At 64.3% G+C, this 15,671-nt stretch carries 14 protein-coding genes; 2 read left to right on the top strand and 12 right to left on the bottom strand.

Annotation, left to right across the window (positions count from 1 at the left end; genetic code table 11):
- Nucleotides 1–7: 7 nt before the first annotated feature.
- The 8 genes from KHO41_RS25905 to KHO41_RS25870 all read right to left on the bottom strand — a co-directional run bounded on the left by KHO41_RS25905 (nt 8) and on the right by KHO41_RS25870 (nt 9,408).
- On the bottom strand, nt 8–454 hold the full coding sequence (locus KHO41_RS25905; RefSeq protein ID WP_211956111.1) for an acyl-CoA thioesterase: 447 nt from the start codon (nt 452–454) through the stop codon (nt 8–10).
- Entirely contained in the window at nt 451–1,611 is a 1,161-nt protein-coding gene (locus tag KHO41_RS25900) for an FAD-dependent monooxygenase (protein WP_211956110.1), read from the bottom strand. Before KHO41_RS25900 ends, KHO41_RS25905 begins: the two co-directional genes overlap by 4 nt.
- Complete coding sequence (locus tag KHO41_RS25895; RefSeq protein ID WP_211956109.1) at nt 1,608–2,477, bottom strand: VOC family protein; 870 nt, start codon at nt 2,475–2,477, stop codon at nt 1,608–1,610. Before KHO41_RS25895 ends, KHO41_RS25900 begins: the two co-directional genes overlap by 4 nt.
- Nucleotides 2,478–2,502: 25 nt before the next feature.
- Nucleotides 2,503–4,209 carry an AMP-binding protein gene (locus KHO41_RS25890; RefSeq protein WP_211956108.1) on the bottom strand — a complete coding sequence of 569 codons (1,707 nt, stop codon included), beginning with the start codon at nt 4,207–4,209 and terminating at the stop codon, nt 2,503–2,505.
- A 41-nt stretch (nt 4,210–4,250) separates the two neighbouring features.
- Nucleotides 4,251–5,438: an alpha/beta hydrolase gene (locus KHO41_RS25885; RefSeq protein WP_211956130.1), complete on the bottom strand. Its 1,188-nt coding sequence runs from the start codon at nt 5,436–5,438 to the stop codon at nt 4,251–4,253.
- Between the two features lie 971 nt (nt 5,439–6,409).
- A complete protein-coding gene (locus KHO41_RS25880; protein ID WP_211956107.1) occupies nt 6,410–7,381 on the bottom strand; it encodes a Bug family tripartite tricarboxylate transporter substrate binding protein in 972 nt (323 codons plus the stop codon).
- A gap of 28 nt (nt 7,382–7,409) precedes the next feature.
- Nucleotides 7,410–8,582: a CaiB/BaiF CoA transferase family protein gene (locus KHO41_RS25875; protein WP_211956106.1), complete on the bottom strand. Its 1,173-nt coding sequence runs from the start codon at nt 8,580–8,582 to the stop codon at nt 7,410–7,412.
- Nucleotides 8,583–8,601: 19 nt separating this feature from the next.
- A complete protein-coding gene (locus tag KHO41_RS25870; protein WP_211956105.1) occupies nt 8,602–9,408 on the bottom strand; it encodes a citryl-CoA lyase in 807 nt (268 codons plus the stop codon).
- A 151-nt stretch (nt 9,409–9,559) separates the two neighbouring features.
- Between KHO41_RS25870 and KHO41_RS25865 the strand changes: the two genes are divergently transcribed.
- Nucleotides 9,560–10,453: a LysR substrate-binding domain-containing protein gene (locus KHO41_RS25865; protein WP_211956104.1), complete on the top strand. Its 894-nt coding sequence runs from the start codon at nt 9,560–9,562 to the stop codon at nt 10,451–10,453.
- 274 nt (nt 10,454–10,727) lie between these two features.
- Nucleotides 10,728–12,311 carry a hypothetical protein gene (locus KHO41_RS25860; protein WP_211956103.1) on the top strand — a complete coding sequence of 528 codons (1,584 nt, stop codon included), beginning with the start codon at nt 10,728–10,730 and terminating at the stop codon, nt 12,309–12,311.
- A gap of 100 nt (nt 12,312–12,411) precedes the next feature.
- Here KHO41_RS25860 and KHO41_RS25855 read toward each other — a convergent pair whose 3' ends face one another.
- From KHO41_RS25855 to KHO41_RS25840, 4 genes are all read right to left on the bottom strand, one after another.
- On the bottom strand, nt 12,412–12,909 hold the full coding sequence (locus tag KHO41_RS25855) for a DUF3368 domain-containing protein (RefSeq protein ID WP_211956102.1): 498 nt from the start codon (nt 12,907–12,909) through the stop codon (nt 12,412–12,414).
- Nucleotides 12,906–13,238 (bottom strand): UPF0175 family protein, encoded by a 333-nt coding sequence (locus KHO41_RS25850; RefSeq protein WP_211956101.1) that lies wholly within the window; start codon nt 13,236–13,238, stop codon nt 12,906–12,908. Before KHO41_RS25850 ends, KHO41_RS25855 begins: the two co-directional genes overlap by 4 nt.
- A 188-nt stretch (nt 13,239–13,426) precedes the next feature.
- Entirely contained in the window at nt 13,427–13,969 is a 543-nt protein-coding gene (locus KHO41_RS25845) for a single-stranded DNA-binding protein (RefSeq protein ID WP_211956100.1), read from the bottom strand.
- A 226-nt stretch (nt 13,970–14,195) separates the two neighbouring features.
- The gene (locus tag KHO41_RS25840) at nt 14,196–15,446 is read right to left on the bottom strand and encodes an MFS transporter (RefSeq protein WP_211956129.1); all 1,251 of its coding nucleotides are present in this window, start codon (nt 15,444–15,446) and stop codon (nt 14,196–14,198) included.
- Nucleotides 15,447–15,671: the final 225 nt, after the last annotated feature.

Here is a 15,671-nt window from a genome sequence, read left to right as displayed (position 1 = left end):
TCAGAGACTAGAGGGCAGGCGCGAGAAAGCGCCTCAGCACATCGCGCAGTGAATCAGGGATCGGCGCGCCTTCACGGCGGTCCAGATGCACGCAGATCGGCGAGAACATCGCGTCGAACACCGGCGAGCCGTCGGGGCGGCGCGCCACGCAGCGGATGTCGAACGAGCGCGTGCGGATGGCCTCGACGGTGCAGGTGATGTCGATCACGTCATCAGGCCAGAGCGTGCCGATGAACTCGAAGCGCATCGCCTTGCACGGTGTGTCGACACCGTGCATCGCACCAAGCCTGCCCCCGCCCGCCATATGCGCGGTGAAGAGGCCCACCGCGCCCAGAAGGTAATCGGTGAAGCGGCCCGTGTAGACCACGCCAGCAGGATCGCAGTCGCCCCAGCGCACGCACCGCCTGACGACGAACGGGCTTTCGCTGAGCATGTACTCGGTGGCGTGGATCATGGCAGGCCCACGGCAGCGCCGCCGTTCACGCCACCCGCGGCAAGCTCGGCCATCAGCGCCGGAAACTGCGCGCGCAGGCGGTCGGCATCGACACGGCCCGTTCGCGTCATGAAGCGGTACACGAACTCGTGCGGCGTCGGCAGCTCCATCCATTCGCGGATGTTCTCGTACCATGTGTACGACGCCTCCGACGCACTGATCAGCTTCGCCTTTTCTGGCTTGCGCACGGCGTCGTACTGCCGCAGCGCGGCGGGTACGTCTGCCGGATGCGCGACGATCGCGTCGGCCAGTGCCATCGCGTCCTCCATGGCAATGCGCGTGCCCGAGCCGATCGAGAAGTGCGCACTCGTCAGTGCATCGCCGATCAGCACCTGCCGTCCGACATGCCAGTTGGCATTGAGGATGACCGGGAATTGCCGCCACACCGAGTTGTTCGACACCAGCCCGTAGCCATCAAGCTCCGGCGCGAACACGCGCTCGAACAGCGCCTGCCGCGCTTCCGCGCTCATGTCCTCCATGCCGAAGTCCAGCCATGTCTGGTGGTCGCATTCGGCGACAAACGTGCTCATCGAATCGGAGTACGGGTAATAGTGGGCGACAAAGTAGCCGCCCTCGTACTTGCGGAACACCAGCGCAGGACTCGGGAATGGCTTCTCCACGCCGAACCACGCGAAATGATTGCTCAGCAGGCGACGGGTGGTGCCGAAGCCCGCTTCGTTCGCCGCGCGCAACTGGGAGTTGATGCCGTCGGCGCCGACGATCAGGTCGGCATCGATCGTGTCGAAGTCGGCGATGCGCTTGTTGTACGTCACGCGCACGCCGAACTCCAGCGCACGCTGCTGCAGCACGGACAGCAAGCTGATGCGCGGGATGGCGCCACCGCCGGCTCCCGGCTTCTTCATGATGATCGGATGCTCGTGGCACACGATCGAATGCTGGTCGTTGAAGCGCATGACCTGCGCGAGCCGATCCACGACCGTTGGCGACGCCGAGCGCAGGTTCGCCATGCCGGTGTCGGCCAGCACCACGCCGAAGCCGAACGTGGCGTCCTCGGGGTTTTGCTCGAAGACGTCGATATCGACATCCACCATGCGCTCTTTCAGCAGGATCGACAGGAACAGCCCGGACGGCCCGCCGCCGATGATGGTCACCTTCATTGCGCGGCTCCCGGAGCGATCACCAGCGCGTCCATGTCGAACTGGCGGATCTGGCCTGCGAGGCCGCCGGTCAGTGCGCCGTACCACACCGCGGGCTTGAAGCCGAGTTCCTTGCGGCGGAACGTCAGCGTCGGGTTGCCATCGATGCGCACATAGCCGTTGCCAAGCGCGGTAGTCCGGTATCCGTCGGTCTTGCGCGCCACATCGATCAGCGGCGCGAACTCGGGAACGTCGAGCACGTAGACCGATGCCTTGTCGCTGTCGCCCGTAGTGCCCTCGATGTGCCCTGCCTTGCGCTGCCACACCGGCTCGATCGACGCGAATGCCGCGCCATCGTCGCGTGCGCGCTCGAGTTCGATCGCCGAGTCGATGGTGAGCGCGGCATCGCGCTTGTCCGCATCGCTGAATGGTCGCACCTGCCAGGTGATCTCGATCGGGTAGCCGTTCGGGTCGTTGAAGTAGATCGACTCGATCACTTCGTGGCGGATCTGGTAGCGCAGCGGAATGCCCACGGCTTCCACGCGCTGGCGCCATTGCAGCAGTTCCGCCTCGTCGCGCACGCGCCATGCCGTGTGCGTCGCGCGGTCCTGGTAGTGCTCGCGCACGGTCAGCCAGTCGGGGCGCTCGGTGCCGATGTAGTAGAAGAACGCGATGGTGCTGCCGCTGCCGCTGTCGAAGAAGAAGTGCAGGAAATCGGCGTGATTGTCGGGACCCCAGCCCTTGGCCGAGATCGCGTGGACCAGCGGCAGGCCAAGCAGGTCGCGGTAGAAGTGCACGGTCTCGGCCAGCTTCCAGGTGGGCCGCGCGGTGTGATGGACGCCGTGCAGGGCTACTGCGGGAATGGCGGCTTGCGTGGATTCGGTCATGTCTCTTCCTTTCTTGCTTGCTGTGTCACTGGCTTTGCTGCGCGGCTTCCTTCGCCGTCTCTGCCTGCAGCAGTTGCACGATGCGGTCGCGCAGCAGCACCTTACTGAGCTTTCCTGATGCGGTCAGCGGGAATTCGGGAATGATCTCCAGTCGCTCCGGCCACTTGAACTTGGCCAGACCGGCTTCCTGGAGGAACTGCGTCAGAGCCGGCAGCGTCAGTCCGGCGGCCGCCGCGATAGGTTTCAGCAGGACGAAGGCGCAGACACGCTCGCCATAGACCTTGTCCGGCATGCCGACCACTGCCGAGGCGAGAACGGCAGGATGCTCGTTGATGACGTTCTCGAGTTCCTCGGCATTGATCTTTTCGCCGCCGCGGTCGACCACGTCCTTGATGCGGCCGCGGAAGAAGAAGTAGCGCTTGCCATCGACGACGCTCCACGACATCAGATCGCCCGAGCGGTAGAAGCCGTCGGCCGTAAAGCGCGTCGCGTCTTCCTTCTCGGACTTGTAGTAGCCGCGAATCGTGTACGGACCACGGAACAGCGCCTCGCCGACCTCGCCTTCCGGCACCTCCTCCTCGGTGCCTGGATAGACGATGCGGACTTCATCCGCGGCCGAGACGGGGCGCCCGATCGACTGATCGCGGATGTCTTGTGGATCATCGGGCCGCGTGAACATGATCACGCCTTCGGTCATCCCGAAAATATGCTGCGTGGGCGACCCCGTCAGGCGCGTGAGGTTGGTGGCGTTCTTCGGCGCAATGAAGTTGCGGCGCGCCTTGTCGGCGGGTGTCGACTGCAGCAGCACGGGGGCGATGCGGTTCAGGATCGGCCCCGCTACGCCGAACCATGTGGGCTCGTAGTCGCGGACGAGCGCCTGCAGCGTGTCTTCGGAGATATCCGGCGCGACAGTCACGGCGGCGCCGCTCAGCATCAGCGGCCCGAAGAAACAACCCATGTTGAGGTTGTGCATGTACGGCGTGGGGAAGAACAGCACGTCGTCCTCGGTGTAGCCATTCCAGTCGGCCACCGCACGCATGTTGTACAGGTACTCGTTCTGGAAGCGCGGGATGATCTTGGGCACGCCCGTCGTGCCGCCGGACAACTGGAACACCGCAGCCTGGAACGGCTCATGCGTGACGTCAGAGAGGATCTTCTGCGCGCGCCCGAGCGGCATGTCGCGGATCAGGTCGGCGAGCAGCACGGCGCTGCCGCGGCGCGTACCACGCGCCTGCAGGATGAATGCAAGGCTCGGCACCTCGTCCTGCATTTCTTCGGCAAACGCGACGTCATCGAACTTCGGGTCATCGCCCTGCACAAGATGCAGCCGCGCTTCGCACAACTTGCCCAGATAGCTGATTTCGAGCTTGCGGAACGCCTGCAGCGAACACAGCGGAATGATGCCGGCCTTCAGGCAGCCGAAGAACGCCAGCAGCAGCTCGTTGCAGTTGCCGCACTGGAACACCGCGCGGTCGAGCGGCTTGAGGCCAAGCTCGAGCAGCGCCGCGCCGAGCCGGTCGGTCTGCTCATCGAGCATCTGGTAGGTAAAGTCGCCTTCCGGCCCGACCAGCGCGAGCCGGTCCTTGTTCTCGCGGAACGACTGCCGGAACGCACCTGCCAGCGTTTCGCCGGTCAGGTAGCCGTCCGCAACGTACTGTCGCAGGCGGTCTTCATCGGGATAGCGGACGCCGTCCAGCAGCACTGACGGGCGCACGTGGGTGGGTTGCAGCATTGTCTACCTCTGTCGTTATGTTTTTTCCGGGGATTGCCCGCTCAGGCCATCGTCTCGCGCAGCCACGCGACGATATGGCGGCCGGCAACTTGCTGTCCCGGTTCTTCCTCACGGCTGAGGGCCATGCCGTGGTGATTGCCGCGCACGCGGATGTGGCGCTTATTGGACGCGGGGATCTGCTCGTAGATCTCTCTGATGTCGGCCGGAAACGTGCACTGGTCGCCTGTGTATTCGATCAGCAGCGTCGGCTGGTGCAAGGCGTGGAGCGTCTTGTCCAGTGCCGCGTTGGAAGACAGCCCGGACCACGTCGACAGCCACGACTCCGGCGTCACCGTGCGGCCGAAGCCGACGCTGCCCCAGTTCGACGTGAACGGGTCCTTGCCCCACAGCGATCCGGTCTTGCGGTCCGAAGGGTCCAGCGTGATGTCCCACGAACGCAGGTCGGCGTCGGTGCGCCAGACCTGGAAGATCGGCGCATGCGCGGCGGTGCGGCGGTCGGCATCGCTGACGGTACCCGCCTTGCACCTTGCCCTAGCCTCATGCTTCGCACGCAGCATCGCTTTGGCAGTTGTATCGATCCGGGCCACACGCGCGGCCTGCGCTTCGCGGTAGCGGGCGATGAAGTCGGGGGCGTAGCGGCCCTTGCCGGTTTCTGCATCGAAGCCATTGGCGCTGGAGAACGGATCGAGCGATGGGTCGGTCTGCATCGGATCATCTTCGTCGATGACCGAGGGGTCGATCCCGCTCATCAGCAGCTTGCCTTGTCCCGGATGCGGCGACACGAGGATGAAGCCGTCGACCTCTGGCATATGCAGCTCACCAAGATTCGTCGGCCGGCCGCCGGGCGTGCGGGCAATGCGCATCTCGCGCGGCGTCAATGCTTGCTGGTTGTAGAACGTGTAGAGGCCGGCGCCACCGGAGTTGCCGAGCATCACGATCTTCTCGTAGCCGAGATCGCGCAGATGCGACATGCCGGCGGCGACGTCGAACAGCGCAATCTCATGCTCGAGGCGCAGGTCATTGCCGATCGAACGCGGGCCCTGTACCCAGCAGGCACAGCCTGCATCGAGCACGAACGGCACGAGGTAATGCGTGATCGCCATCTCGCGCGGATGCATGAGGGAGACGACCGTCTTCTCCTTGCCGGTCATCGTGAACAGAAAGCCAAGCGTGCGTTGGCCGTCGGCGGTGCCCAGCGCGTAGGGGACCATCTGGTAGGGGCGATCCATCAGGCGGGCGTCCCATGAGGCGCCTCGCATGCCTGCGGTGATGGGGGGCTTTTCTTGATCGGTCACGGTGTCTCCTGGGGTTCGTTTTAAATGGGACCGTGTCAATAATTTAGGGGGTATTTGAGATACTGTCAAATAAATGTGGGATAGGGCTTGGGGTGGGTTGTCGGGCTTGGCATGCGCCGCTGTTTCGCCGGCGTAGCCGACGGGGGTTTTGTGGTTGGGATTGGGGGTGTCGCTCTTCGCTGGCGCGGCTGTTTCGCCGGCGTAGCCGGCGAGTCACTTTTTGTCCGAGCGACAAAAAGTAACCAAAAAGCGCGTCGTTGCCGCTGGCCATCAATTCCACGGCGGCAGTGGTTCGAACGGCTTTGGACGCCTGCGATGGTGGTCGGCCGTTCGACCCTGCTACGCCATGTGAGTCAGAACCTGTGCCTGGCGCGGTACGGCGTTTGGACGATCCCCAAGACGGACTCGGGTACAGCGTTCCAATCAGATCAGTGGTGGGACGCCTTCGGCTGCGCTGCGCGCGCGTCGTCGTCTGGAGGCAAGCGCATCAACGTCGCTGACGTCCGAGGTTCGTTTTTTTGCTCTACGCGCATGCATGCGCGGGCGTCTTCACCGAGGCGTGGTTTGCCCTGGGCCTGTGTGCTCAGACTAGGGCCCTGCGCGCAGCGCAGCCGAAGGCGATCACACGATATCGCTCGCAGCAGGGTCCACAGACGCTTGCAGGGCTCGTTCAATCAGCGCTGTAATTCTGACCACGGTCGTGCCCCACGCGGCAGGCAGCGGAAATCCACTCTGAAGCCCATACCCGTACAACACCCCTGGCACACTACGATAAAAATTCGCCCCTTTGGGGCAACCAAAACGCGTTTTTGGTTACTTTTGTCGCTCGGACAAAAGTGACTCGCCGGCTACGCCGGCGAAACAGCAGCGCCTGCCAAGAGCGATAACCCTCCCCCACCCCTACATCAATCCACCTGCGCATTCGACTGCTTCACCACCGCAGTCCACTTCTGCATCTCGCCATTCACGAACGCCGGCAACTGCGACGTCTCCACGGCAGCGGCCTCAAGCCCCTGCGCGGCAAGCTGCTTCTGTACGGCCGGATCCTGCAATACCGCCTGCATGGTCTGCACCAGCCGGGTCCGGGCGGGCGCATCAAGACCGGCAGGGCCTGCAAGCATGAACCATGCGGTCAAATCAAACCCCGGATAGCCCGACTCTGCGACGGTCGGCACGTCCGGCGCCGCCACTGAACGGCGCTGGCTGCTGGCCGCGAGTGCGCGCAGCTTGTGACCCTTCAGATAGGGCAGCACCGCAACCGGGTGATAGAACATGAAGTCGACCTGCCCACCCAGCACCGCAGTCAACGCCTGGCCGCCCTCCTTGAACGGCACGTGCGTCATGCTGACGCCGGCCATCGACTTGAGCAGTTCGCCGGCCAGGTGGCCCGACGTGCCATTGCCGGCCGAGCCGAACGACAGCTTGTCCGGATGCGCCTTGGCGTACGCGATCAGCTCGGCCAGCGTCTTGTATGGCGCATCGTTTCGCACCACGAGCAACGTCGGCGTGTAGCCCGGGATGCCGAGATACGAAAAGTCCTTGGCCGGGTCATAAGACAGCTTGCGGTAGAGCGCCTTGTTGATGGCGAGCGTGCCGACGGTGCCCATCGTCAGCGTGTAGCCGTCCGCCTTCGACTTGGCGACGTAGTCGGTGCCGATCGCGCCGCCGGCGCCTGCGCGGTTCTCGACGACGATCGGCTGGCCAAGCCTCTTGCTCATGGCTTCGCCGATGATGCGCGCGGTAAGGTCCGTGGACGTGCCCCCGCCGAACGGCACGACGAGCCGCACCGGCCTGGACGGATAATCGTCGGCACGAACGGTGCCTGCCGTGATGGAAAGGACTGCCAGGGCGGTCACGGCCGCCAGCATTGATTTCATGTCTCCTCCTTTGCGGATGATCAGATGATCAAGCTCCGGTCTGAGCCGGGCTTTCCGTTTGCGCCAGCCTGGCGCGGACTTCATTGCGTACCTGCGCGTCATGCTCGCCCAGCAGCGGCGGCGCGACGACATCGAGCGCGCGCTCGCCGTCGAACGACACCGGACTGCGCACGGTCTTGAACTCGCCGAGCGTAGGGTGCTGCGCAGTGACCAGCAGTTGCAGGTGCTGCGCCTGCGGATCTTCCAGCGCCTCGCTCGTGTCGTACATCGGCGCATGCGGCACGTCTTCCGCTTCGAGCCGCTCGCACCATTGCGCGCGCGGCCGCTGGCGGAACAACTCGCCGAGCAGGTCGATCAGCGTTTCCTGGTTGTCGATGCGCGTCTCGCGCGTGGCAAAGCGTGCATCCTTGAACAGGTCCGGCCGTTCGATGGCGTTGGCCAGCCCCTGCCAGAATTTCTCTGGCGACGACATATGCAGGGCAATCCATTTGCCATCGGCGCATTCCAGTACGTACGACTGCGAAACGCTCGGGCGGCTGTATGGGCCCATGACTTCGCCGGCCGAATAGTAATGCGTGAAGGCGTCGAGATTGAAGTGGCTCATCGCCTCGAGCATCGACACCTCGACCTTGCGGCCCACGCCGGTGCGGTTGCGCTCATGCAGCGCACCGAGGATGCCGTATGCTGCGTAGAAGCCTGTCATGGAATCGGCAATCGCGGGGCCCACCACACGCGGATTGGCCGGATTGACGAGCAGGTTCAGGAAACCACTGGCCGCCTGCGCCACGGTGTCGTAGCTCGGGCGTGAAGCCGCCGGTCCGGTGGCACCGAAGCCGCTGATGGCACAGTAGATCAGGCGCGGATTGATCTCGCGCAGCCGCGCTTCGCCAGCGCCCATGCGTTCCGCGGCACCGGGGCGGAAGTTCTGGATATAGACGTCGGCCTCGCGCACGAGCTCATCGAACACGGCCAGGTCGTCGGCATGCTTCGTATTGAGCGTGATGCTGCGCTTGTTGCGGTTGTAGGTCTGGAAGTGCGGACTATACAGGCCGCCCTTGAACGCGCGAAACGGGTCACCGGTCCCCGGTTGCTCGATCTTGATGACGTCGGCGCCGAGGTCGCCCAGCAGCATGCCCGCTGCCGGCCCCGTGATGAAGGTGCCTTGTTCGAGCACCTTTACGCCTTGCAGGACTTTGATCATGGCAGGCTCCTGCGGCGCATCAGGCCTTGGGGTCGAAGCCCGCGGGGACTTCGCCGGTGTAGGTGACCTCGCGCGTCGCCTGGTACGACAGCGCGAAGCCGATCGACTGGCGCAGTTCCTCGCTCAGGTGCGCGATCAGACCGCCGGTACGCGCCAGGATCGGCACGCCCTTGAGCGCATTGAGCGGGAAGCCGACGCCAAGCAGCACGGCGGGGATCGCCGCCGAGACATTGAGGCTCAGGTTCTTGCCGACGATGCCGGGAATCACGGCTTCCACCGCATCGGCAATCTCGATATAGGTCGTATCGGCGCCCGCTTCGCGCGCCACGCTGAACAGCGCCGCCACGCGCGGATCGCGCGCCTTGTGCAGCGGATGGCCATAGCCGGGAATCGGGCGGCGCGCCTCGCGCCAGGCGGTGACCACAGCTCTGGCTGCCTGCTCGATGGTCTCGTCACCCACCATGCGTTCGCGTACCTCGCTCAGCATCACGCCCGCAGTCTCCGATGCCCCGAGGATCACCGACCCGCAACCAAGGATGCCCGCCGCGACCGCGCCCTGCAGCGCGTCCGGTGCAGCGGCCAGCGTCATGCGGCTGGCCTGCACGCTGGGCACGAGCCCGTGCTCCGCAATGGCCACGAGCGTAGCGTCCACCACCTTCGTCGCGGCGGCGTCGGGGCGCTTGCCCGTGACGAGGAAATAGAAATACTCGGTAAAGCTGAGCTTGCCGATCAGGTCCTGGCACAGGTCCGCGCCGCGGACCACGATGGTTTCGGTGTTGGACGTGCTGATGCCCGTGTGGGGAATGGTTTCCTTGCCGATCTTCATGGCGATGCCTGTCTCCTTGGTTTATGGAACAAGTCTAGGGTCGCCGGACTACAGATGGTGATGATGAATTTCGCTTCAAACGATCGATGGCATCTATGTATGATGCGGACATCCCCCGATCTCCCCGGCGACTGCGCGGGGTCTGCGCCCCATGGAACTCCGACACCTCCGCTACTTCGAAGCGCTGGCCGAGACACTGAACTTCACGCGCGCGGCCGAGCGCGTGCATGTTACGCAATCGACGCTTTCCCACCAGATCCGCCAGCTCGAGGAAGAACTCGGCCACCCGCTGTTCGATCGCATCGGCAAACGCGTTTCGATGACGGAGGCTGGCGAAACGCTGCTGCTCCACATTGCGCCAGCGCTGAGGCAGGTGGACCGCGCCATCCACGCCGTGCGCGATGAGCAGGATCTGCTGGTCGGCGAAGTGCGCGTCGGTGCGACGCAGAGCTTCAACATCCAGCTCATCCCCCAGTGCGTGGCGTCGTTCCTTGGCCGTTACCCTTCGGTCCGCGTCATCGTCGAAGAGCTCGGCGCAGCCGACATCACGGCGCGCGTCGCCGATGGCACGCTGGATCTCGGCGTGTCATACCGGCCCACGCAGACCGACGCGCTGTTCTTCGAGCCGCTCTACAACGAAGAACTGAAGCTGGTGGTCAACGACCGCCACCCGATGGCGGGCCGCCGCCGCGCACGCATGATCGAGCTGCACGGACTGCGCATGGTGCTGCTGCCGCCGTACCTGGCCACGCGCCAGTTGCTGGATGAATGCTTCCGCGCTGCGGGCGCGGAGCCGCAAGTCATCGCCGAACTCAATTCGATTGCCCCGATGCTGGAGCTCGTGCGGCGTACCGATATTGCCGCAGTGATCGGTGAAAGCGCCGAGACTTGCGACGCGGGCCTGCGTTTCATCCCGCTGGAAAGTCCCACGCCACAACGCACGCCCGGCCTGCTCTGGAAGCGCGGCGCGCCGCGCGCGGTACCCGTGCGGTTCTTTGCAACGACGGTGCGGCGGATGGTGGAAGGGCTGGGGCAGAAGGGCTGAAGCGAGCCCCTCCCGGCCTCCGTCGTTGCGGTGAGCAAAGGTTTACGCCTCCCCTGCTTAAGAAGGGTTTCGCCCGCGCTTGTTCTGCGCGCTGCGCGAATAGCAGCATTACACCGTTGTATCGGCGCAAATGTATCGGATGTCTATCACCAAAATTGGTGACGACCTGCATTTCGAAAATTTGTAGTATCGCCCCCGCTTCCATCACGGATTGATATGTTCCGGCCGAAGCATCAGTACACAGCGTTCCTACAACGGGGGGAAGAAAATAATCATGAAGACCAAACTGCTTGTGTCCGCGCTTGCCGCGGCTGCACTGAGCGCCTGCGGCGGCGGCTCCGACTCTCAGTCATCCACGCCTGCGCCCGCGACTCCCACCACCAAGATCGCAGGCACGGCAGCAGTGGGCGCAGCGCTCGCCAACGCCACCGTCCAGGCCAAGTGCGCCTCGGGCAGCGGCACCGCCACCACGGCTGCCGACGGTACGTTCGCGATCGACATCCCGAACGCGAAGCGCCCGTGCGTACTGAGCGTCTCCACGCCTGACGGCACCACCCTCCATTCGGTAGTCGAAGCCGGCTCCGGCAACACCGCAACGGCCAACATCACGCCGCTGACCGAGCTGATCACCGCCTCGATCGCCGGCAAGAGCACCGAAGAATTCTTTGCCAGCTTCGACGAGCAGGCCCAGGCGAAGCTGACCACCGACGGCGTCTCCACGGCACTCGACAACGTCAAGCTGATCCTGACCGGCACGATCGACCTGGGCGGCATCGACCCGCTCAAGGACACCCTGGTTGCCGCGCACGGCAATACGCCGGGCAACGCGCTTGACCAGAAGCTCGACACCCTTGGCGAAACGCTGAAGGCATCGCAAACCTCCATCGCCGATCTGTCGAGCGCGGTGGCGTCCAACACTGGCTCGGCCAGCGGCGTGCAGACCATCCTGCAACCCGCTTCGGCAACGTGTGCGTCGTTCCGTAGCGGCAAGGTCCAGAAGGTCGATCTCACCGGCAATACCGTCCAGCGTTTCACGGTCGATGCGGTCAAGCTGACGCGCACAAATTATTCCACGAGCGCAGTCGAGCAATTCCAGGCGAACGACAGCCAGGCCTGCCGCTTCGGCAATGACAACGCGCGGATGCTGGTCTCGAAGTCGGGCATTGCACTCGAGCGCCGTGCCGGTGCGTCGAGCCTCGTGATCCCCGACCAGACCATCCCCCTGAGCGAACTCGCAGGCGACTGGAACGCACTCGCTTTCGAACGCGACGACACTAGCTCGCCCTACGGCACGGGCCTGGTCAAGTTCAGCATGGACAGCACGGGCAAGTTCACCAGCGGCGCGGATTGCAGCCTGAGCAGCTGCGACCAGTGGCCGGCTGCCGAACTGCCTTCGGCAGCGACGAATGCCGACGGTGGCTTCAATATCACCGACCCGTCGGGAACGGCCCGCGCATTCGCCTTCAAGGGCGTCGATGGCCAACTGGCGATCGTCATCGTGCACGGCGCCGGCTTCATGCTCGCGACGCGGCCGAAGGCCTTCGCGCTTCCGGCTGTCGGGTCCGTCAGCAGCTATTGGGATGCCACGCTGAACGCGAGCGGCGTGACCGATATCGTGGACGGCTCGCACACCGTGACGGCAGTCGATACGGCGGCGAACACCTATACGCGCCAGAACGCCGCAGGCCGCATCGATACGTGGCAGAACAGCGTGCCTTCTGTAGGCCTGCGTTATCGCGCACCGTCAACGGGCATCAACGAAGCGGTGTCGATGAACCTGGCCAACTCCGGCATCAGCGTGGCCATCAGCGTCAACCCGAGCAATGTGTTCTACAACATTTCGGTGGGTCGGCCGTAAGCTGGAAGTTCGGTAGTTTTGCAAGCCCCCTGCGAGATCGCGGGGGGCTTTTGTCTTTTTTGCCTTTTGCGCGGAGGGGATAGCTGAACAAAATGGCTCGTCAGCCTCCCTCCCTCGCGAGCCTCAAGGTTTCGTCGATCAGCGCCTCTGAAATGCGGTAGCCGTTCAACTGCATCTGATCAAGCGCCGGAGCGATGCGAACGATCTTGCCGATGCGCTTGGCTTGCAGCAGTACGCCCAACACGCCGAACAACGGCAACCCCTGGCGCATTGCGGCCTGGCGACCACGGCGTTCGTCCATCAGCACGCCGCACCCCAACGCATGAGCCAGGCTCAGCGCCTGCGCTTCACCGTCATCGAGATAGCTCGCGGCAGCGGTGTAGATGGCATCGTCGCGGCTGGGATGTACTTTCGCATGGGCGTGCACAAACGCAACGATCTCGGCAGCGCCCCGACGTGAGCGATCGGCCGTCGTTTCGTCTAGTACCACCTGCGGAACATGAACCACGTCAAATACCGCGGCCAGCAACGCCAAATGGCCACAACCGGCTAAAGCGATCAACGGCCCGGAATCTGAGACAACGACGGGCCGGCTCATTGGGCTCCATCGAAGGCGGCGAGCTCCTGCGCCAACTCAGAGCGATCGTAATCCACGACTGGGATTCCCTGCTCGCTCAGGTGGGCCAGGAATTGCGGCAGGCTCATCCGCGCCAGCTTGGCCGCGCGCGCGGAGGTGAGTTCTCCGCTCTTGTACAGGCTGACGGCCAGGGCCGTGTGGACGCCCATATGAAGCAGGTCATCGGTAAAGGGGACGCTGACGAACAGCGGTTGGCCGTGCCGCGTAACGAGCGAAAGCCGCCCTTCTTCAGCCTCTCGACTGAGGTCGCCGGAGCGTTCGCGAAGTTCGCGGATGGTGAAGGTGTGCATGGCAGCCACTCCAATTGATCCCCAATATTGGGGCACAACTGGCGTTAGCGTCAAGGGAGCCGGTGCGCGGCGCCGATTCATACGACCCGCCGGCAAATTGTCGGGAAGAGTGCGCCCCTGCGAGGCGCACAAAAAGAAAAACCCCGCACCAGGCGGGGTCCTTCCCTGCAGATATCCGTCCGACAACTTCAGAACGGAATATCGTCATCCATATCCTCAAACCCGTTCGACGGCGCCTGCTGTTGACGGCGTGCACCACCTTGCTGGCCGCCACCACCGCCACCACCTTGGCCACGGCCACCGCCATAACCGCCACCCGACGATTCGCGGTTGTAGCCACCACCACCGCCGCCGCCACCGCCGTAGCCGCCTTCATCACCGCCACCGCCGGCGCCTTGGCGTGCACCCAGCATCTGCATCTGGTCCGCGACGATTTCGGTGCTGTACTTGTCCTGGCCGCTCTGATCCTGCCACTTGCGGGTGCGGATCTTACCTTCGATATAGACCGACGAGCCCTTGCGCAGGTACTGGGCGGCAATTTCGGCCAGCTTGCCAAACATGGCGACGCGATGCCACTCGGTGGCTTCCTTCATCTCGCCGGACTGCTTGTCCTTGTAGCGGTCGGTGGTCGCCAGGCGCAGGTTGGTCACGGCGTCGCCGCTGGGCATGTAGCGGGTTTCCGGGTCCGCGCCCAGATTGCCGACGAGAATGACTTTGTTGATGGATGCCATGTGAATGTTCTCCAAAAGCCACGCGCTGCACTGAAAAGCGTGGCATTGCTCAGTAAGTAGGTAGTTTGAACCAGATTGCTGCAGGTGCGGCTACCGCATGGGGCGACGACTGCAAAAGCGACAACGTAAACGAATAACGCGCCCCCGGCAGACAAGTCGGGAAGCGCGGTCATGCTAGGGCATATTCGGCCGGGAACTGTTGCGAAGTGATGCGGGTGGCACCGCGTCAGGCCGTGGCCTGTGCACTGGATTGCCCCCTGGCCGGCGGCGGTTTCATGCTCCAGGCGATTATAAGCCAGACCAGAAGTACCACCGCGCATCCGACAAATACGGCGCTCCTGCCTTCGTGCTTGAGCAGCCAGCCGCCCACCACGCCACCAAGGAACAGGCCCATCGCCTGCGTGGTGTTGTACACGCCGAGCGCCGCGCCGCGCGAAGCGGCAGCGTAGCGCGAGACCAGCGAAGGCTGCATGGCCTCCAGCACGTTGAAGGCCACGAAGAAAAGCAGAAGCACGCCAACGATGGGCCACAGCCCGTGCACGGCGGCAAACAGCAGCTGCACAGCCGTCATCAGGCCCACGGCACCGAGCAGCACGGGGCGCACACGGCCATAGCGTTCCGCGGCCATCATCGGCCCGAGCATCAGTACGAACGACACCAGCACCACCGGCAGGTAGACCTTCCAGTGCTGGTCCAGCGGCATGCCAGCGTCGGACAGCATGGCCGGCACCACCATGAACATGGCGACCTGCGAGGCGTGCAGCGCGAGCACGCCGACATTCAGGCGGATCAGGTCGGGATTGAGCAGCACCTGGCGGAATGGCAGCCGCACCGGATGCGGCGGCGGCGGGCTAGGCACCACGAACAGCGTCACGCCGATTGCCACCAGGCCCAGTACCGACATCAGCGCGAAGATGCCCGGCATGCCGATCGCATGCAGCAGCGGCGAGGCAATCACCAGCGACAGCGCGAAAGTCAGGCCGATGCTGCCGCCGACCATGGCCATGGCCTTGGTGCGATGGCGCTCGCGCGTGAGATCTGCGATGCACGCGGTGATGGCAGCGGAGATCGCGCCGGTGCCCTGCAACGCGCGGCCCACGGTGATGCCCACCAGCGTATCGGAGAACGCGGCCACCAGGCCGCCGGCTACGAACAGCAGCAGGCCGGCCACCATGACCGGCTTGCGGCCAATGCGGTCCGACAGCCACCCGAGCGGGATGTGCAGGAAAGCCTGCATCAGGCCGTAGATGCCCATGGCCAGGCCGACGCGCTGGGCGTCATGGCCGTCTGGCAGCGCGCGCGCGTACTCGGCGAAGACTGGCAGGATCAGGAACAAGCCCAGCATGCGCAGCGCAAAAATGCTGGCCAGCGAGAGGCTCGCTCGCAACTCGGTGCGCGTCATGCGCTCGCGTTGCGGCACGGTCTTGGATTCGCCGGCAACGGCTGCATCTGGGGAAGAAGACGGGATCGGCGACATGGCGATCGTGGAATGGGTCAGGCGGGCTGCCGGCGCAGACGGCAATGGCTGTTTCGATCGGCATCCGGGGCGGAAGTTGCCATCCCGGGCGACCAGGCAAGCGCGGCAATCGGCCCTTTGGCCCGGTTTGCTTCAGTGCGCGCCTAGCGCAGGCAACCCGGGAAACCGAAGTTCGGTATATTAACAGGTTTGCTTCTTCGCGCTTTCCGGGTCACCTGGCCCGGC

The sequence above is a fragment of the Cupriavidus numazuensis genome, assembly GCF_905397435.1.
Classification (GTDB): domain Bacteria; phylum Pseudomonadota; class Gammaproteobacteria; order Burkholderiales; family Burkholderiaceae; genus Cupriavidus; species Cupriavidus numazuensis.
This window is presented reverse-complemented; position numbering and strand designations above follow the sequence as displayed.